The organism is Costertonia aggregata (assembly GCF_013402795.1).
Lineage (GTDB): Bacteria > Bacteroidota > Bacteroidia > Flavobacteriales > Flavobacteriaceae > Costertonia > Costertonia aggregata.
The window spans coordinates 373,515-393,200 of record NZ_CP058595.1 but is presented as its reverse complement, the minus strand read 5'-3'; the positions used below and the strand labels follow the sequence as shown (position 1 = coordinate 393,200).

Sequence of the window (19,686 nt, the reverse complement as noted above, 5' to 3'; positions counted from 1 at the left end):
GATATCCATAGAACATAAAAAAATCTACGAATTAACTTTTAAAAAGTTCAAGTACATTATATTACATTCCGATTCCAAATCATACTTAAAGTATATAAGCAATAACGATTCCTAAAACAATAACCAATAATTTCCTTAGATTAAATTTATGCCCTTCGGAACTTTCAAATAAAATAACGGTTGAAATATGAAGGAAGACCCCTATGACCAATGCATTTATTGATGTTGCATACTTTAAAAGAAAAGGAACATTGTCCGCTAGAAGGGTTCCCAATGGTGTCATAAACGAAAACATCAATATAAAAAAAACAACATATTGTATTTTTAATTTTGAGGCAAGTAAAAATATGGACAAGATAATGGCAATCGGAATTTTATGTATTAAAATGCCATAAATAATCGTATCGTTGGTAAGGGCGGGAAAGCCTTCTAGTAAGGAATGTAGGCTTAAACTTATAAACAATAGCCAAGGAAAAACCGAATTACCACTGGTCAGATGTACATGGCCATGTTCGGCACCTTTAGAAAAAAACTCCAAAAAAATCTGAAGTAAAATACCCAGCATAATAAATATACCTACGATTTTAGGGTCTGAATTCTCGTAAACCTCGGGTAGCATCTCAAAAATGGTAAGTGCCAATAAAAAGGCCCCACTAAAGGCCAACAGCAATTTAAAATGCTCTTTTTTCTTAGGCCTGGTGATTAAAACAAAAATAAAACTCAAAACCACCCCAAGAATGGGCAAAATATAAATCATCAAGTATGGGTTAGGTAGTTGTATAATCTTAGGATTTATATCCTTGGCTTCAAAATTAACGTATTTTTGCGGTACGTTAAAAGCAGCTTATGGGTAATAATTTTAAAATGATCGCCAAAACCCTTTTCGGTTTTGAGGAAATATTGGCCAAAGAATTACGTAACCTTGGTGCAGGGCATGTAAAAGAAGGTGTAAGACATGTATCTTTTGAAGGCGATACCGGTTTTATGTACAAGGCCAACCTCTGCTTGCGAACTGCCATAAAAATCATAAAGCCCATACATTCTTTTCCGGTTAGGGATGATAAAGATTTATATCGAAAGATTTATTATATGGATTGGAAGGATTACCTAACAGTTGATGAAACTTTTGCCATTGACACCACGGTGAGTTCCGATATTTTTACACATTCTCTTTATGTTTCACAAAAAACCAAGGACGCCATAGTAGATAAGTTTCGCGATACCGATGGTCGAAGGCCCAACGTAGACATTAAGCAACCTGATTTGCGAATCAACATCCACATACATAACAATACCTGTAATGTTTCTTTGGATAGCTCTGGATCTTCATTACACCATCGCGGTTATAGAACGGCAACGAATATTGCCCCAATCAATGAGGTTTTGGCTGCGGGGCTTTTATTGTTGAGCGGTTGGGACGGCCAGTGCGATTTTTTAGACCCTATGTGCGGCAGTGGTACAATGCTTACCGAAGCCGCCATGATTGCCTGTAATATTCCTGTCAACATTAACCGAAAAGGTTTTGCCTTTGAAAAATGGCATGATTTTGACGAAGAATTATATGAAAAAATCGTAGAGGCCAGTTTAAAAAAGACAAGGGAGTTTCATCATAAAATAACAGGGTTTGATAAGGCTCCTTCAGCGATACGAAAAGCCCAGGATAATATAGAAAACGCAAACTTGGCTGAGTATATAACTGTTAAACATGAGAATTTTTTTAAGACTAAAAAGCAATCCAACGGTCAGTTGCATATGTGCTTTAACCCACCCTACGGGGAAAGATTGGATATTGAGATGGAAGATTTTTATAGCAATATAGGGGATACCTTAAAAAGAAATTATCCGGGTACTAATGCATGGTTCATTACCTCCAATCTAGGTGCCCTAAAATGTGTAGGATTGCGACCTTCAAGAAAAATAAAGGTGTTTAATAGTCATTTGGAATCCCGTTTGGTTAAGTATGAAATATATGAGGGCAGTAAAAAGGCAAAATATAATAAAGAGTCCCAGACATGACATTAAAATACAAAGCACTATTGTATAATTTTTTAGGATTTGCCCTTATTTTTTTGATTGTGAGATTTGGGTTATCCTATTTCTTTGGTTTAGGGCGTATATACCTTGTATTGATTTCAGCTATTGTAGCTACGCTACTTGCTCCAAAATTTGTGGTTGTCAAATCTGATATTAAAGAAAAGTTGATGATGAAATGGATTTTTATAAAAGGAATCAAGGAAATTTAATTGATACTCTCCTTAGGTTCTTTCTTCTTTTTTTCTTTTTTGTACAAGGGTAAAAAGTATGAGATGGAATAATTATAGTTTGCTCCAAATCTGCTATTGTCCGTTACCTTATTAAAACTGGGTATCCATAAATTGTTTACCCCTTTTTCTTGGGTGACCAATATGCCCAAACGTACACTGGCTCCAATATAGATGTTCGCAAAAAGTTCAACTTTGGCTCCGAACAACAATTCTATCCAAGATGCGGTCAACCCATCAAAATCAATAGGTTCGGCAGAACCCACGGGAAAATCATCGTTCCAATACCTATTGCTATCGTAATACCTAAAATTGTTCAAGGTTTGATTATATCTACTTATAGCATATCTGGCACCCACAAAAACCGAATTGTTCTCACCGTACCAATTTTTGTACGTATTATAATCTACCCCCACTTTTAAATAGCTCCCCGAGGTGGTATAGTCATAAAGATCCCTGCCCTCTATTACACTTTCGGTTTGTGTTTTCTTTTCATTGCCCAATTCGGCCGCAAGAAAAAGTTTTTCGTTAAGGCGATAATCCCCAACAATCTCAAAGCCTTGATAATCGTCGTTTAATGAAGTCAATAGCAATTTACTAAGATCTATTCCCGCCCTTAGACCATATTCTTGTTTGTATACAATGGTATCTTTGGGCTGTAGGTCAATAGGTTTGTTTTGGGATTGGGAATATCCCGATACGACAAGGAAAACCAGGCAACTACTAATGAAATATCTTAACATGGGTTCTGCTTTGGTCTTCAACTAAATTTGTATCGATTTCTACTCTACCGATCCAGTTTTCATCATCGCCGGTCAAGGTAAAATCTAGATTTTCGTAGATGGCTATAAATCCGCATGCACGGGAAACAAACTTTTCCTTTACCGTATAATTAAATGTCAAGGTATCTAAATTACCGGTTTCTACGCCATCGTCATTATCGGCCGAATCATTTATAAAAACAAAACTGACCGATGTTACAGTCGGGTCTAACGGAATTACAATACTTTCCAAATCGGTACGTTCCTGGGCAGGCGGGTCGTTAAATGTAGGTATAGGGGTTTTTCCCACGCCTATTACCCTAATACTGGGTACGACCTTGGGCGTTTCATTTTCAGTATCTTCAAAATCCAAAAAATCAATAACCAAAAGTGGCGTATCACCATCAACGCAGATATCATCTTTTTCACATGCCGAAAAAGCGATGACCACCAATAAAAAAAATATACGATATCTTAATTTTTTCATTGCGTTATAACTTTTCCAAAAGTACAACATTTTCAACATGGTGGGTTTGGGGAAACATATCTACGGGCTGTACTTTTTTGATTTTGTACATATGCTTCATTAGTGCCAGATCACGTGCTTGAGTTGCGCTGTTACAGCTTACATAAACCACTTTTTTGGCGCCAATATCAAGTATTTGTCGTACCACATCTTTATGCATGCCATCTCTAGGCGGATCCGTAATGATTACATCTGGCGTTCCATTTTCTGCGATGAACTGTGTATTGAAAACATTTTTCATATCGCCCGCAAAAAAATCAACGTTATCAATCCTATTTCTTTTGGCATTGGCTTTTGCATCTAAAATAGCTTCTGGAACAGATTCTATACCCACCACTTTTTTTGCCTTTTTGGATATGAATTGAGCAATGGTGCCCGTACCCGTATACAGGTCATAAACCAGTTCGTCCCCATTTAAATTGGCGAAGTTCCTGGTTATTTTATACAGTTCATAGGCTTGATCGGAATTGGTCTGGTAAAATGATTTTGCGTTTATTGTGAATCGCAAGCCTTCCATTTGCTCAAAAATATGATCGCGACCTGCATGGCAGATTATTTCTTGATCGTATATGGTATCATTTTGTTTTTTATTGATGACGTAGAGCAGTGAAGTGATTTCCGGAAATTTTTCTGCCAAATGATTCAGTAATAAATTTCTTTTGGCGGTATCATCCTCAAAAAACTGGACCAGTACCATAATCTCACCAGTTGATGAAGTACGGATCATTAAGGTGCGAAGCATACCGTGTTGATGTCTCGGATTAAAAAAAGTAAGCCCGTTTTTAGTTGCAAAATCCTTGGTCTCCAGGCGAATGGCATTGGAAGGGTCTTGTTGCAGATGACATTTTTTTATATCCAGAATTTTATCCCACATCCCGGGAATATGAAATCCTAAGGCATTTTTATCGGTAAATACGGTATCGGACTGTAATTCTTCCAAAGTCAACCATCGGGTGTCCGAAAACGAAAATTCCATCTTATTGCGGTAGAAGTATTGTTTTTTTGAGCCTAAAATAGGTGAGATTTTAGGCAGTTCCAGATGACCGATACGTTTCAGATTATTCTCTACCTCTTTTTGTTTGTAAAAGAGCTGATGCTCATAACCCATATCCTGCCATTTGCACCCACCACAGGTGCCAAAATGTTGACATTTAGGTTCAACGCGTTTATCGGATAAGGAATGAAATGTTGTCGCAACGCCTTCAAAATAGGCTTTTCTTTTTTTAGTGGTCTGCACATCAACCACGTCACCGGGCACCGTATTGGTCAAAAAGATAACCCTACCGTCGGGAGCTTTACCAATGGTTTTGCCTTTTGCGCCGGCATCTACCACTTCTACATTTTCAAAAACCTGTCGCCTTTTCTTTTTTCGCATGGGCAAATGTAACAATAGCGTTGCTTTTATTGGTTTAACTTTAATGGGAATAACACTTTTTTAAGGAAAAATTTGAACCTTTTTGTTTTTTGCGCCTCTTAGGTATAGAGCAGTATTATGAATGATACCAATAAAATATTTGATGGGCTGTTAGTGTTACAGTATCGTTCCGGTGATAGAAGGGCTATGGGATTGTTGGTGCGGAAATACCATAAAAGGTTATGTAACCATGCCTTTTTTTATACAAATGACATTCATGCTTCAAAAGATATTGTTCAAGATTGTTGGGGTGTAATCATTAATAAATTAAACGGATTAAGAAACCCTAACCTTTTTGGAAGTTGGGCATTTAAAATCGTTATTCATAAATCATTGGATTATGTTGAAAAGCAAAAAAAGGAATTAAACAGGCTTCACGAATATCATAAAAGTAAAATCACGGGCGATAGTGCAAAAGACAATAAGGATAATTTGACAAAACTTTATAGTATGATAAAAACTCTGCCTAAAGAACAACAAATCGTATTACGTCTGTTTTATACTGAAAACTATACCTTGAAAGAGATTGCCGATATTTTAAAGATTTCAATCGGCACGGTTAAATCAAGGCTTTTTTATGCAAGGGAAAAATTAAAATCAATCGTAAAATACAAGTGATGAAAAAAGAAAGCGAAAAAATAGATGAACTTATCAAAGAAACATTGAGTCTGGAAGAGGCAAAGTTTTATGAAGATTTGGGCGAGCAGAATCTGATGGAAAAATTTGGTCAGGTACATAAAGTGAAAACAGGTTGGTTGGCCACGGTAATGACCATAGTGAATATAATAATTTTCTTGATATTTGTTTTTTGTGCCATAAGGTTCTTCAATACCGAAATAACGAACGAACTGATTAAATGGGCCTGTGCAGGTTTCCTATGCATGATTTTCATGAGTATGATCAAGTTATATATATGGATGCAAATGGACAAAAACGATATTTTAAGGGAACTCAAGCGGCTGGAATTTCAGCTATCCATATTATCCCACCAAAAAGATAAAGTAGATGATTAAGTAAAATATTTAGTAATTTTACGATTCTACTAAGGATGATTTCTCTCCTACGCTGAATTTTCGATACTTCGAAGGGAAAAAGGTACAGAAGGAATGGTTATTTTATTTTAATTAAAACTATATTAAAATGGCTGTTTTAGAACAAATGACATCGCAGCAAGCAATTGAATTAGAGAATAAGTACGGTGCACATAATTATCACCCGTTACCCGTTGTTTTGAGTAGGGGAGAAGGGGTTTATGTGTGGGACGTTGAAGGAAAAAAATACTATGATTTCCTTTCAGCCTATTCGGCAGTGAACCAAGGGCATTGCCACCCAAAAATCGTAAGTGCTATGGTTAACCAAGCCGAAACACTCACGTTGACATCCAGGGCGTTTTATAACGATATGTTGGGCAGGTTTGAAAAGTATGCTACCGAAACCTTTCACTTTGACAAACTTTTGCCCATGAACACTGGGGCCGAAGCTGTGGAGACAGCTCTGAAAATATGTCGTAAATGGGCTTATGAGAAAAAAGGTATTTCAGAAAATGAGGCACAGATCATAGTTTGTGAAAATAATTTTCACGGGCGTACCACTACCATTATCTCATTTTCGAACGATCCCGTTGCTCGAAAGAACTTTGGACCATTTACAAAAGGATTCATCAAAATAGAATACGATAACCTAAATGCTTTAAAAGAAGCTTTGGAGTGCAATGCCAATATAGCTGGATTCTTGGTTGAACCCATACAGGGCGAGGCCGGAGTTTATGTTCCATCCGAAGGGTATCTAAAAGCTGCGCGGGAGCTTTGTGAAAAACATAACGTTCTTTTTATAGCCGATGAAGTACAAACAGGTATTGCCCGTACAGGTAGGCTTTTGGCCACTTGTGGGAATTGTTCCTGTACCGATAAGCACTGTAGTGGCGTGCCAGAAGTAAAACCGGATATTTTGATTTTAGGAAAAGCATTGTCCGGCGGTGCATACCCTGTATCCGCTGTTTTGGCAAATAACGACATTATGAATGTCATAAAACCTGGAAACCACGGTAGTACCTTTGGTGGGAACCCGGTCGCAGCGGCAGTGGGCATGGCCGCTCTTGAAGTTATAAAAAATGAGGAATTGGCAGAAAACGCATATCAATTGGGGAAACTTTTTCGTTCAGAGCTTGAAAAGTTTATACTTGGTTGTGACTTGGTATCCAGCGTTCGGGGAAAGGGACTTTTAAATGCCATCCTTATCAATGATACCGAAGAGAGTTCCACAGCTTGGGATATTTGCATGGCCCTTAAAGCAAATGGCTTATTGGCAAAACCTACGCATGGTAATATTATTCGCTTTGCACCGCCTTTGGTAATGACCAAAGAGCAGTTGTTGGATTGTGTTTCTATCATCAAGAAAACACTGACCGAGTTTTCTAAATAAGAACATTAATTTATGCGTAAAGGCTCAGATGTCTTCACATCCGAGCCTTTTTCTTCTACCTATTTAATTTATTTACAATTCTTCTTTTGATTCTATGGCCATTTCACAGCCGTAGGTATCCATGAAGAAATTATCCAGATCATCAGCCTTTAAAGCTAGATTTTTTATGTTTTCTTTTATGGTATCCACATGATCCGTGAAAATATCGGATAAATGTGTTCTGTACGATAAATAGATGTTGTTTTGATGAATGCCCAAATAATAGGGCTCTACATTTTTCTCTAGGATATAGGTCATTAAACCCTCTAAATTTTGCTTAGGCAATTTGTTCAATGGCGATGTTGCCACCAAATAATCCCTTTTGAAAACAAATATCCTAACCAAGGCACTGCCCTGATGAAATTCCCAAAAATCCCTGCCAGCTCTTCCCAGCACTGGATTCATACCAAGTTCCGTAAGTGCATTTTCCACAAAATTGGCAAAGTGGCTTTTCTCGAATTCTTCCCAGTAGGAAATATCCATGTCATTACCGCAATTAGTACAGAATTCAGCTTCTTCTTCGGTATACGAATCGCATGAGTTGCATTTTACCCGGTACGCATTATCGATATATGTGAAATCACTTATTTCTTTGAAAAGGTCCGAATGCTTTATTCCAAAACCCACGTTATCTGCCTCGGTGAATTTGGATGTGGTCACCCCTACCAAAACACCTGCTTCGTTGAGCATGGGGCCTCCCGAGTTTCCTGGGTTAACGGCAGCATCGGTCTGTATGTACTGTTTTCCCCCCATAGGTTGGCTGATAGACGATACAATACCTTCGGTAATGGTATAGGGCATTCCGAATGGGTATCCGTTTATGAATACTTTTTGGGTATTGCTGATTAGGACATCTTCTTGCAACGAGATATCGGTTTGCGTATTTTCAAATCCGTCAATATGCAAAAAAGCCAAATCAACTTCTGGATTCACCATGACCACATTGGCCACATGCCTATCTTTTTTATAATCTTCAACTGCGACCACTTTTTCTCCTTTAATGACGTGGTAGTTGGTAATAACGTGATTATGGCCACTAACGGTAAAACCACTTCCGGTACCCGATGCCGTTATAATCTTAAAAACTGATTTTCTTATATTTTCCATTGTTTTTGCCTCTGTTTGATTAACCGAATAGTTTTGCGAACAATCCTTTTTTAGAACCACTTTTACTGGATGTTTTTGTATTACCGTCCAAAAAGCCGTAATAGGTTTTTAAGAGTTTGGGAGCGGCTATGTGCAGCTCTTTCCCCGATACCTCTTCCAAAACATCATATATGGCGTTTTTATGCACTTCCTCAACATTAAAATTGTACAAAATGTGAAGGAACGAATATTGTAAATAATAACATAGCATAAGATTGTCCCTATCTTTCACATATTTGGCTACATTACGCTCCATATTTTTTGCATCGTCTTGGAGAATTTGGGTAGAACTCCGCCACTTTAGGGAAACAAAAGCCTCGGCATGGTAAATATCCTTCATGTACTCATCCTTGGTCTTTGCACATAATTTTTGCATAAAGTTGTTGCCCTTATCTATTCTATGGTTAAAATCGATCTTACCGTTGAACAAATTGTGTACGTACTCCTGCAACTTGGTTCTTAGATTACCGTGTACGTAGGGCATGTTCACTATTTTGAGTATGGAAATTACCGTAATGTCCCATTGAAAGGCATCCCATCTTTTTTCCTTAAAAAAGGCCACATACTCTTTCCATTCAGTTAAAATGGTATTGATCTGTTGCCAGACTTTTTCTTTTTCCTCTTCAGAAAGAGGGGTGACATTGGGCTCTTGATAAAAGCCAGCTTTATATTTTTCTACAAACTCATCGTCATAATCATCAGCATAAACACAAATTTCACGTAGTACATCATAAATTTTGTAAGGTTGAGCCAAGGTAACTGGCATTTCGTATTCAAACCAAAGTGTATCGTTCCTCAAACGTATTTGGGCCAATGTCAACGGGTTGAAATTTATCTCGCCGATTTTTCTAAACAGGGCCACCTTGTTGGTATTCTCTGTTATTTTAAGAAAAGGGGCTTTTACTAAAAATTTGTCATTGGTTACTTTTACATGTATTTGTGCCGAACCTTGCCCTTGATCGATTTCAATGTTACCATTGGTCTCTTTTCCCCACAATAAACTTGGGTTCATGTAGTTAATGGTCTCAATGATGGTTTTCCGGTGGTCTTTGGCATCATAGGCGTCCATCGCCTTATCCCAGTGGGAAACATCGGTTCTTGGTTCATCCTTACTTTTAATGGGTCTTTTAAATGTGGGTACTACGTTTTTCATGCGTGGTCGTTATTACATTGGAATACAAATAGAAAACGGGTAGTTTTCATATTTATTTTTTTCTTTGATGTACAAATATAAATAGGATGCGAAGTTTGTTGTAAATCGGTTTTCAGTGTATTTTGTATCCCTGAAAAATGGGACTTTGGTTTATTGGACCCATTTTTCCTGAAGCTCTAAATTCATAACATCGGCATCCCAGCTAGCCTTTGTTCCTATGGGGAAAGTAAAGTTTTCGGGAACATGCCCAAAACTCATACCGTATGCGGCAGGTATGCCCAAAGGGGCGATTCTGTCCAGAAGTACTTCTTTTAATGTAAACGATTTTGGGTTGGAACTCGAATTGCAACCGGCACATACGCCAAAAACTATACCTGCCGCATTTTTAAAGGTAGGGCCTTCGATCAATTGGGTAAGCATACGGTCTATGCGGTATGGGGCTTCTTCTACATCTTCAAGACAAACTATTTTATCGGTAAAATCTATTTCGTGCGGCGTGCCGATCAGTGCATTTATCAAAGTAAGGCTACCACCGATCAAAATTCCCGATGCGCTACCGCTTGTAATCGTATAACGCTCGTATTCCGGATTTTTTTTATCCTCAATGGCTTCCATATCCACGTTTTCTATCAAAAGGTCGCTTTTGGAATTCATAACAACCTTTTTTAATTGTTTCAATGTGTATGGGTTCTCAAGGGTACTACCAACTGGGCCGTGAAAGGTGACCAGACCCGTTTTTTGATATATCCCGTTTAATAATACGGTTATATCGCTGAAGCCTATCAATAGTTTTGGGTTGGCCCTTATATTTTCATAATCTATCATCTGCATAATGCGTGTGCATCCGTACCCGCCTCTAGCACATAAAATAGCATCAATCTTTGGGTTTGCGAACATTTCATTCAAGTCTTTTGCCCTTTCTGCATCGGTATTGCTGAAATATCCAAAATTACCGACGATGCTATCGGTATGAAAGGGGATGAACCCCATAGCTTTCAGTATGCTTTTTGCCTCTTTAAGGGTTTCGTTTTGTATGGCATAGCCGGGAGCGATCAGACCAATGGTATCTCCTTTCCGTAAACGTTTGGGAAGTATTTTGGAGTTGACCAATGATGGTTGTTTTTCAGGATAGGCTATGTTCGGTAGTAACGTGGAAGCTGAAAATAGTGCGGTTATGTTTAAAAATGACCTTCTTGAGAACATACGATTGTTTTAGATATAAGAGGAATTACGGAGGTTTCCTAAATTTAAAGCCTTCTTGATAACGGTCAAAATAAAAATATGGATAATTAAAAAATCTCGGTAAATCCTAACAAAAAAGAGCCACTTATAAAGTGGCTCTTTTTACGAAATCTTAATGGTTTTATGGTTTGGATTCGCCGCTAGACTTACTTCTTTTCAATTGGCGTTGGATTTTTTTAATTGCGGACTCAATAGATTTTTCGGGTTCTATAATGTTATATTCCCCCCAAAAATCGGGATCGGAGAAACCAATGGCCTCATCTCCCAGTATTATACTTGATTTCAGCCTTTGTTTGTATTTGGGCAGTTGGTTGGTTACGTTCTTTTCCCAATCGGTTATTGCCATTTCGCACGACATGCTATATACCGAATTGAACAATCGTTTGTCCCAATCGATCTTAAACTCTAAAAGTACGTTGCTATAACCGTAATACCATTTACCGTTTTTTTCCCTGTAGTCAACGCGATAAGCGACTTCATTTGGATATACCTCTGCATTGCTAGGTTTTCTTCTAACAAATAATTTGGCAGCTTCCCTTTTATCGGTAATGTTCAAGGAGTAAATAGCACTGGTGAGTATTTTATCCTTTGCATTGATAAAGAGTTTTCCTTGGTACAATTGGTTGAGAATATTTTTCTTTTGTTTGAAATTTACAATATATACCAACTGATTGTTGACTCTGGTAGAACCGGCAAAATTAAAGTTATAGTCCGAAATGGATTCTGTAGTAAAAATATACTCCGGATATTTCATGATATCAATAAACAAAGTGTTGAAAGGGCCACCTTGCAATTTAAAGGCCAAAGTGTCCAATTTACTATAGTCCGTGCTTTTTCTTGCTTTATAGAGTTCAACGGCATCCCTACGTTTAGAGGTGTATGGCGTTTTGTAGATATTCACTACAGCCTCTGACAACGAAACATTTTTTCTTCTCTTTTTTATGGTCTCCCTATAAAATGCGGTCATTACGGTAGCATCTTCAAAATAGTTTTCCCCTTTTTTCTTCAAGGTTTCCCTTACCAACTGTTCTGCATTGTTGGGAACGGCCAAATCTACTTCCGACAGTTCCGTAACAAAAACATCCAGATAAATCTCGTTGTCTTCTTCGGTAAAAGAGGATAACGGGAGTGTCTTGGTCTTGTAGCCTAAAAAAGAAACAACAATATTGCCTTCGGTAACATCACTGGGAATTTTTAAAGCAAATTCCCCTTCAGTATTGGTTACCGTACTAATGTTTGAGCCTTCGAGGGTCAATGTTGCGAAAATCAACGGTTTTTTTGTAGCGCTATCCATTATTTCCCCTTTGAATTGATTAAAGGAGTTGTCCTGCATTGTTTGTTCTTGCTGAAATAAGCTAGCGGCTCTCAGATTTGTTGTACCAATCATACATACAAGTATGAACGTGGCGATATAAATTGAATTTTTCATTTGATGATTTTTAATATAGTAAGTTAATGATTTTTAGGGATATACGCATGTTAAAAATTTCAAAACAATACAGGCCTACATTAAATTTCCCTATTGTTGATCAATATTGTCTTTATGTACTTTTGCAGACGATGATACCATTGTATTGATTTCGTTCATTTCGGCTTGGGTGAGATACCGCCATTTTCCTATGGGAATATCTAGGGTTACGTTCATAATCCTTACCCGCTTTAATTTTATGACCCTATAGTCCAGGTACTCGCACATACGACGTATTTGCCTATTAAGGCCTTGTGTAAGAATAATTTTAAATTGATAGGTGCTCAATTTTTCTACTTTACACTTTCGGGTAATAGTATCCAAAATGGGTACACCATTTCCCATTTTTTTGATAAACGCCTCAGTAATAGGTTTGTTCACGGTGACCATATATTCTTTTTCATGATTGTTGCGGGCCCTAAGTATCTTATTTACGATATCCCCATCGTTGGTCAAAAAGATAAGGCCCTCACTAGGTTTGTCCAATCGGCCTATCGGAAAAATACGCTTGGGAAAATTTATATAGTCTATGATATTGTCCTTTTCAACTTTGGTATCGGTCGTGCAAACGATACCGATAGGCTTATTGAAAGCAATATAAACGGGTTTTTCTTTTGGTGGGGAAATAAGCTCGGTATCTACCCTGACTTCATCACCTTCGGTAATTTTTGTTCCCATTTCCGGAACTTTACCGTTGATGGTGATCCTGCCTTGTTCAATGAGTTTGTCAGCTGCCCTTCTGGAACAATAGCCCACTTCGCTCAAATATTTGTTTATCCTGGTAGGCTGCATATTTTAATTGAATTTCTGGAACACATTATCCAATAATAAATTATTCCTCCTCCGAAGTTTCTGTGACACCATTTTCTTCCTCTGCCTCTTTGTTGAGGTTATGTTGCATGATGTTTAGTTTTTTTAATTTCTCTTTCCAAGTGGCGAGTGATGCTTTATGGCTATTCACCCGCTTGACGACATCCTGTACCAAGGGATTGTCCTCGGAGGCATTTGAAAAAAACTGGAGATTGGTCTCCAACTGTCTTATTTCGTTTTTGCTTTCATCAATCTTTCTTCTGATAAAGGTGCGCTCATTGGCTATGGCACGTTCATCTTCAGCATTCGAAAGCTGTTGTATTTTATTACCGTATTTTAAGAGTTCGGATTCTTGCCTACCCATATCCAATTTTTTGAAAATGGCATCTAAAATCTTATTGAACTTAACATTGATATGTTTTTTATTGAAGGGGACCCTACCATACTCTTTCCATTCTTCAATAAATGCCTTGATGGCTTTAATATCCTCATCTCTTTTGCCACTCAGTTGAAATGCTTTTAGCTTATCTAAACAAGCCGCTTTCTTTTCAAAATTTTCAAATTCTTCTTTATTGGCCTCGTTCTTTTGGCTGTGTAACCTATCAAAATAATGATTACAGGCATCTTTGAACTGTTTCCAGATTTTATCGGAATATTTTCTGGGGACATGTCCTATTTTTTTCCATTCGCTCTGTATGCGTTTCATTTCGGGAGTGGCCACATCCCAATCCTCACTATCTTTTAAGGCTAAGGCCTTGTCCAGTAAAGCGCGTTTTTTGTCTAGATTTTCACTTTGGTCCTTTTTAATATTTTTATAGTAGGCATTTTTATTCCGGTTAAAATTACGCACGGCATCCTTAAAGGAAGCCCAGGTCTTCTCGTTTACTTTTTGGGGTACTTTGCCTGCCTTGAAAAAGGAATCCCGTAAAGCTTCCACTTCTTTAATTTGTGACTGTATACCTTTATGGTTATCGGCGACATTATCGGCGATTGTTTGAATGGATGTTATAATTTCGTTCTTCTTCTCCAGGTTTTTCCCATAAACTTTATCCTGTTCCTTATAATAATCTTGCCTTCTTTGGTGCATTACCTTGGTAGCCTTGCTAAAACGCTCCCAAATTTCTTCCCTGTGCTCCTTGCCAACGGGACCAATATCCTCTTTCCAGATTTTATGTAAGGTCTGTAGTTCTTGAAAGGCTTTGTTCAAATCCGGTTCGTTGGCCAGCGACTCTGTACGTTCCACGATCTTGAGCTTTTCTTCCAAGTTGTGCTTAAAGTCTAAATCACGCAGTTCCCTATTTAAATGTAAAAAATCATAAAAAATTTCTACGTGGTGATGGTATGTTCGCCATACATCGTTATAATTGTTGCGTGGTATAGGGCCTGCATTTCGCCATCGTTCCTGCACATCTTTAAAATGCTTGTAGGTGGTGTTCATATCCTCCTCCATACTTACAAGGCCCTTTAGTTCCTCAATAAGTTCCAAGCGTTTTGTTAAATTTGATTTTAGGTTTTGTTCTAGGCTCTTGTAGTATTGGTTTCTTTTTTCTCGGTAATCGGAGTAAACTTCATTAAACTGTCTTTTGGCCACTGAGTTATATCTGAAATCTATCTCGTTGCCACCATTGGCGATGAACTCTTCTTTTTTGTGCTCCAAAAACTCCTGGAACTTTAGATCAAACTCGTACTTGATGCCGTCTACATGTTTTTTTATGGCTTGCACCTTTTCGTTACGTACCAAACGCTGCAATTCCCCGACCAAATTTTCCATGGACATGGAGTGGTAGTCCAAAATGGGAATTTGGTGCCTGTGATGATTATCGGTATCTTCAGCATCCTCGGCGTTGGATTCATTGATTTCTTCGAGAACGTCTTTGTCCGTTTCTGTACTATCATCGGTCACGTTCTCGGAAGCTTCCGATTGGCTCGTATCTTTGGTATCGTTTTTGGATTCGTTGATTTCTTCCGATACCTCACAGTCAATTTTAACCGTCTCGTTTGCTTTTTCTTCTCCAGCTTTTTCAGTGGTCTCCGCCTTATGGTTTTCTTGTTCTGGTTTTACTTTTTCAGATTCAAGCTTTTCTTCCGATTTTGGGGTAACATCGGTCGAGTCCTTATTTTCATTTTCAAGATTCTCCTGTATTTTGTCTTTATCTTCCAACATAGCTCTGGGTATGGGTTAAGGTCGTGCCAAATAGCACTCTAAGTTACTAACAACGGTAGTAATGGCAAAACTAATGAAGTTTCTTTTTGAATATGGGTTTGTACATTAAGGAATACATTAATGAACAGGGCTATGAATTCCAGATTTCCCAGGCTTTTTCGGCTTGTAGTTGCAACATTCTAAACCCATTACAGATGGTCGCCCCTTTTTCTTCTCCGGCCAAGAGAAAAGCTGTTTTTTCCGGATTGTAAATTAAATCGAATAAAAGGTGTGTACTTCGAATGTATTTATATGGAATCGATGGTTTTTCGGACACTTTGGGAAACGTGCCCAAAGGGCTACAATTCACCAAGACCGTATATTCTTTCAAAATGGCTTCATTAAGGTTGTCATAGGAAAATTGATGCTTTTCGGGGCTCCGCGATACAAACGTATAATCAATACCCAATTCGTCAAAAACAAAGGCAATGGCCTTAGAAGCCCCACCTGTGCCCAGAATCAAAGCTTTTTTGTGATGTTTTTTTAAAAAGGGTTCTATGGATTTTTGAAACCCAAAAGCATCGGTATTATATCCTACCAACCTATTTTCAACTACTTTTATGGTGTTTACCGCCCCTATGGTGCTTGCTTTTTCATCCAGTTCAGATAAAAACGGAATAATTTCTTCTTTATAGGGTATGGTCACATTAAACCCCTTAATGTTTTTGTTGGCAGCAATGACTTCTTTAAATTCATCAATTTCCTGAAAATCAAAATTTTCGTAGGAATGATCTTCCAATCCCATTTTTTGAAATTTTTCGGTAAAATACCCCTTTGAAAACGAATAGGATATATTTTTACCTATGAGCCCGAACCTAATGTTATTTTTTTCTGTGTTTTCCATACCAATCCAATACCAATAAAACGGCGATACCTAAAATAATAAAGAGTGCTGCCCACCAAGTTTCTGAATGTGTGACATCGGGAAAGTAGCGTTGATAGTTCGTGATAATTTCCTTCCCGTTGGAATCCAAAAGTGTGTTTCCGGCAGCATCGGTTTTGAACACTGCTTTTTTCCAAGGCCAAACCACCCCTAAAGAACCCGTGATAAAACCAATGATAACGGCCGTTGTAATATGCTTGTAATGTTTTAGCACATACCCTAGAATATGGGAAAGTGTTACCAGGCCCGATGCCGAACCCAAAGTAAAGACCGACAATATAGTAAGGGTGTTCAATCGCTCCTTATTTTGGATAAAACTAAAATCGCCCCTAATAGTTTCGGCAAAAGTGTCGTACAGTGCGTTTACCGAATCTACCAGCAAAAGCACGTAATTACCTATAAGAATCAAAATAAAAGAGCCCGAGAGCCCAGGCAATGTCATGCCCGAAACGCTTATCATACCACAAAAAAAGATAAAAATAAGGTTGTCGTTCTCTTTGGCCGGATTCAAAAAACTAATTGAGATTCCGATAATCAAACCTATGATTCCCGCAGGTATCGTCTTTTTGTTCCAATACTTAAAATCTTTGGAAATGTAGTAAATGGAACCGATGATCATACCAAAAAAAGCAGACCAAACATACAGCTCATTACGTTCTAAAAAAAAGTCAAGAAGCTTGGATACGCTAAAATAACTTACGAGCATACCAAAGATGAGCAAGGTCAAAAAAGGACCGTTTACATATCTATAAAAACTTCTGAACCTGCCATTGGCCAAAAGTTTAAAAGCTTTACCGTTTATTTTTTGTAACGAATAAATGAACTCTTCGTAAAATCCGCCAACAAATGCCACGATACCGCCAGAAACACCAGGTACTTTATTGGCCGCTCCCATACACAGCCCCTTGATGACCAAAAAAAATTTATCCATGAACGTTCGTGGATGGTGCATAGGGAAAGTTTATTTTTTCGTAGCTAACTTTTCTAATGCAAAAATAAGCGAAAAACCTAGGATGGCTAGCAGGATGGCAAATACAAGCTGATTCTCTCCCTGAAAGGTGAAAGGGGAAATATTTTCATCAATGATAATGATTTTTTCGCTAATGTTTTTTGTTTCCAAAACCCTTTTCCAAGGCCATATTTTATTAAGTGAACCCAATATAAAGCCGGTCAAAAGAGCCAAGGTCAAATTTTTGTGATGGGTAAACATCCATTTCAACAAACGTGCAAAACTCAATAAACCAAAAATAGCCCCGAGGCCTACTATGATGATATTTTTTATATCCAATTCGTGCACAGAATCTATAATGGTTTTGTATGAACCAAGGATTACAAGGATAAACGCACCTGATATACCGGGGAGAATCATGGCACAGACGGCCAAGGCGCCCGAAAGAAACAAAAAGGGCAGACCGGTCGTATTTTCATTTGGGGGAAGGGTCGTAAGAAAGTAAGCGGTTATTGTGCCGATAATCAAAATAACAATCGTTCCGACATTCCATTTTGATATCTCCTTGCCTACAAATAATATACTGGCACTCACCAAACCAAAAAAGAAAGACCATAATAAAATAGGCTCATTCTCAAGCAGCCACTTTACAACACCTATCAATAATACGATACTGATAAAAATTCCTGTAAAAAGTGCCAACAAAAAGTTTCCGTTAAGTTGTTTCCATGCCTCCTGTATTCCGTCTCTTTTTAATGTTTTGAAAAGAGAGATGTCTATGTTGTTGATAGATGTGATGAGTTCCTCATAAATACCGGAAATAAATGCAATAGTACCACCGGAAACCCCCGGCACAACGTCCGCTGCACCCATGGCCATTCCCTTAAGCGTAATAAAAATATATTGAAGAAGGTTGCGTTTTCCCATGATACGTATAGATATAGACTATGGCTTCGCTTTTCGAAACGTGGGACAAAAGTAGCTTTTTTATCTGGAAGCTTTTTGGGAATTGGTTATGATGTTCACTACCCATTCGGTACTATAATACCGGGGATATTCTACTTCTAAAACAGTTTTGCCCTCTGGACTGTTTTGTAGTGCATTCAGTAAATGTTTTTTTGCCTGTGAAAACTTGTTCAATGCCAAAAATGCCCCTACCAATCTATATTCAATTTCGGTGCTTTCGGGATAAAATTCCAGTCCCTGTTTTAAGATTTGTACAACGGATTCAAAATCATTGTTCTCACGAACCACCTGCGACCACTGTATCCAAGTATCCATTTCATAATTTCCCAAATCAACAGCCTGTTTGTAGGCAAAATCGGCTTCGTGAAAATTCTTTAATGCTTGGTATGTTCTAGCGCATTTTTTCCAATATAAAGGATTTTCACCATCAATGTTAATCGCTTTGTTTATGTAATATAACGCCCGCTCATACTTTCCTTTTTTAAAGTAAAAATCGGTTATGGCCAACCAGCCTTTATCCAATAACGGATCTTCGTGCACGGTCTGATAATAATAATATTGGGCCATATCATCATTTTGCAGCTTTTCATGACATTTACCTATTCGCAGATAGGCATGGGACGTTGGATCTTCTATGCTAATGGTAGTTTCATAACTTTCTATGGCTTCATTGTATTTGCCCATTTTTTCGAGAACCTTGCCTTTCTCAAAATAAGCTCCCAAGAAGGAATCGTCCGAAATAATTGCAAAATCAAAGGAAGCCAAGGCCTCTTTGTACATTTTTTTTGAGAAGTACTGTTTCCCCAATTGGTGCCATGCTACTTCACAATACGGGTTTCTTTCCAAATATTCATTTAAGTATGTGATGGCACCATCAAAATCCTCCAAGAATTCGAAGCAATAAATGACGTTGTAAAGTGATGAATAATCTTGATTGTCAAAGTTCACGCATTTCATGAAGCTTTCCTTGGCCAGATTGAAATTGTCCATAAACAAGTACTCCATTCCCAATAGAGAATAGATGTCCAAACTGTTTTCTGAAAGCTCCAAGGCCTTTTTCAAAAGGGTAACGGCAGCATCGTGATTATCTTTTTTTGAGTATATGTTGGCACGCTGTATATAGATTTCCTCATTGTGGCTATCTAAAAGTTGAAGCTCGTCCAAATACTTTTCGGCTACATCCAATTTGTCCTCAAATACCAAAACCTCTACATCCAATAGTTTTAGGTCGGTACTATCGGGATGTTGTTGTAGCCCAATTCGAATCGCTTTTTTGGCAAGCCCTATTTTTCCATTGTTCAAGTAGTAATGTATTATATCCTCAAAATCTTCAGCATCAAAAAAGTAGACATCATCGGTCTTGAGCATAGATTCAAACTTGGTAATCGGCTGGCCTGGTTTTTCGTTTGGGTCTAACGCCATAGGCAGAAATTTTATTAAACTG

18 protein-coding genes and 1 pseudogene are annotated in these 19,686 nt (G+C 37.9%); 5 read left to right on the top strand and 14 right to left on the bottom strand.

All coding sequences use genetic code 11. From position 1 onward, the window contains the following. Positions 1 to 85 precede the first annotated feature (85 nt). Positions 86 to 757, bottom strand: coding sequence for a ZIP family metal transporter (locus tag HYG79_RS01820; protein ID WP_179240475.1), 672 nt, complete (start codon positions 755 to 757; stop codon positions 86 to 88). Between the two features lie 89 nt (positions 758 to 846). On the opposite strand from HYG79_RS01820, the gene HYG79_RS01815 reads away from it, so the two are divergent. Together HYG79_RS01815 and HYG79_RS01810 are read left to right on the top strand one after the other, a co-directional pair. Next, the gene (locus HYG79_RS01815) at positions 847 to 2,016 is read left to right on the top strand and encodes a THUMP domain-containing class I SAM-dependent RNA methyltransferase (protein WP_179240474.1); all 1,170 of its coding nucleotides are present in this window, start codon (positions 847 to 849) and stop codon (positions 2,014 to 2,016) included. Continuing rightward, entirely contained in the window at positions 2,013 to 2,243 is a 231-nt protein-coding gene (locus HYG79_RS01810; protein ID WP_179240473.1) for a hypothetical protein, read from the top strand. Before HYG79_RS01815 ends, HYG79_RS01810 begins: the two co-directional genes overlap by 4 nt. Here HYG79_RS01810 and HYG79_RS01805 read toward each other — a convergent pair. The 3 genes from HYG79_RS01805 to rlmD are packed head-to-tail and all read right to left on the bottom strand — an operon-like array spanning position 2,240 to position 4,923. Then, the gene (locus HYG79_RS01805; protein WP_179240472.1) at positions 2,240 to 3,004 is read right to left on the bottom strand and encodes a DUF6048 family protein; all 765 of its coding nucleotides are present in this window, start codon (positions 3,002 to 3,004) and stop codon (positions 2,240 to 2,242) included. The two genes, HYG79_RS01810 and HYG79_RS01805, sit on opposite strands and share 4 nt — an antisense overlap. After that, positions 2,985 to 3,509 carry a DUF6452 family protein gene (locus tag HYG79_RS01800; RefSeq protein WP_179240471.1) on the bottom strand — a complete coding sequence of 175 codons (525 nt, stop codon included), beginning with the start codon at positions 3,507 to 3,509 and terminating at the stop codon, positions 2,985 to 2,987. The genes HYG79_RS01805 and HYG79_RS01800 overlap by 20 nt, the downstream gene beginning before the upstream one ends. A gap of 4 nt (positions 3,510 to 3,513) precedes the next feature. Then, entirely contained in the window at positions 3,514 to 4,923 is a 1,410-nt protein-coding gene (gene rlmD, locus HYG79_RS01795) for a 23S rRNA (uracil(1939)-C(5))-methyltransferase RlmD (RefSeq protein ID WP_179240470.1), read from the bottom strand. A 117-nt stretch (positions 4,924 to 5,040) separates the two neighbouring features. Between rlmD and HYG79_RS01790 the strand changes: the two genes are divergently transcribed. The 3 genes from HYG79_RS01790 (at position 5,041) to rocD (ending at position 7,383) form a co-directional block, all read left to right on the top strand. Continuing rightward, positions 5,041 to 5,580: an RNA polymerase sigma factor gene (locus tag HYG79_RS01790; protein WP_179240469.1), complete on the top strand. Its 540-nt coding sequence runs from the start codon at positions 5,041 to 5,043 to the stop codon at positions 5,578 to 5,580. Further along, positions 5,580 to 5,975: a DUF6768 family protein gene (locus HYG79_RS01785; RefSeq protein ID WP_179240468.1), complete on the top strand. Its 396-nt coding sequence runs from the start codon at positions 5,580 to 5,582 to the stop codon at positions 5,973 to 5,975. The genes HYG79_RS01790 and HYG79_RS01785 overlap by 1 nt, the downstream gene beginning before the upstream one ends. Positions 5,976 to 6,102: 127 nt before the next feature. Then, complete coding sequence (gene rocD / locus HYG79_RS01780) at positions 6,103 to 7,383, top strand: ornithine--oxo-acid transaminase (RefSeq protein WP_179240467.1); 1,281 nt, start codon at positions 6,103 to 6,105, stop codon at positions 7,381 to 7,383. A 654-nt stretch (positions 7,384 to 8,037) separates the two neighbouring features. Here the strand turns inward: rocD and HYG79_RS18250 are convergent. The 10 genes and pseudogenes from HYG79_RS18250 to HYG79_RS01730 form a co-directional block, all read right to left on the bottom strand. Next, a pseudogene (locus HYG79_RS18250) lies at positions 8,038 to 8,529 on the bottom strand (S1C family serine protease); the annotation flags it as partial. A gap of 19 nt (positions 8,530 to 8,548) precedes the next feature. Then, positions 8,549 to 9,721 carry a T3SS (YopN, CesT) and YbjN peptide-binding chaperone 1 gene (locus HYG79_RS01770; RefSeq protein ID WP_179240465.1) on the bottom strand — a complete coding sequence of 391 codons (1,173 nt, stop codon included), beginning with the start codon at positions 9,719 to 9,721 and terminating at the stop codon, positions 8,549 to 8,551. A 150-nt stretch (positions 9,722 to 9,871) separates the two neighbouring features. Beyond that, entirely contained in the window at positions 9,872 to 10,924 is a 1,053-nt protein-coding gene (locus HYG79_RS01765; protein ID WP_179240464.1) for a S66 peptidase family protein, read from the bottom strand. Positions 10,925 to 11,084: 160 nt separating this feature from the next. Next, on the bottom strand, positions 11,085 to 12,392 hold the full coding sequence (locus HYG79_RS01760) for a carboxypeptidase-like regulatory domain-containing protein (RefSeq protein ID WP_179240463.1): 1,308 nt from the start codon (positions 12,390 to 12,392) through the stop codon (positions 11,085 to 11,087). A gap of 90 nt (positions 12,393 to 12,482) precedes the next feature. Next, positions 12,483 to 13,223 carry a 23S rRNA pseudouridine(2604) synthase RluF gene (rluF, locus tag HYG79_RS01755; RefSeq protein ID WP_179240462.1) on the bottom strand — a complete coding sequence of 247 codons (741 nt, stop codon included), beginning with the start codon at positions 13,221 to 13,223 and terminating at the stop codon, positions 12,483 to 12,485. A gap of 40 nt (positions 13,224 to 13,263) precedes the next feature. Continuing rightward, positions 13,264 to 15,405, bottom strand: coding sequence for a DUF349 domain-containing protein (locus HYG79_RS01750; RefSeq protein ID WP_179240461.1), 2,142 nt, complete (start codon positions 15,403 to 15,405; stop codon positions 13,264 to 13,266). A gap of 130 nt (positions 15,406 to 15,535) precedes the next feature. Further along, entirely contained in the window at positions 15,536 to 16,288 is a 753-nt protein-coding gene (locus HYG79_RS01745) for a shikimate dehydrogenase family protein (RefSeq protein WP_179240460.1), read from the bottom strand. Next, complete coding sequence (locus tag HYG79_RS01740) at positions 16,266 to 17,279, bottom strand: DUF368 domain-containing protein (protein ID WP_179240459.1); 1,014 nt, start codon at positions 17,277 to 17,279, stop codon at positions 16,266 to 16,268. Before HYG79_RS01740 ends, HYG79_RS01745 begins: the two co-directional genes overlap by 23 nt. 9 nt (positions 17,280 to 17,288) lie before the next feature. After that, positions 17,289 to 18,203 (bottom strand): DUF368 domain-containing protein, encoded by a 915-nt coding sequence (locus tag HYG79_RS01735; protein ID WP_179240458.1) that lies wholly within the window; start codon positions 18,201 to 18,203, stop codon positions 17,289 to 17,291. A gap of 60 nt (positions 18,204 to 18,263) precedes the next feature. Beyond that, positions 18,264 to 19,664: a tetratricopeptide repeat protein gene (locus HYG79_RS01730; protein WP_179240457.1), complete on the bottom strand. Its 1,401-nt coding sequence runs from the start codon at positions 19,662 to 19,664 to the stop codon at positions 18,264 to 18,266. Positions 19,665 to 19,686 lie beyond the last annotated feature (22 nt).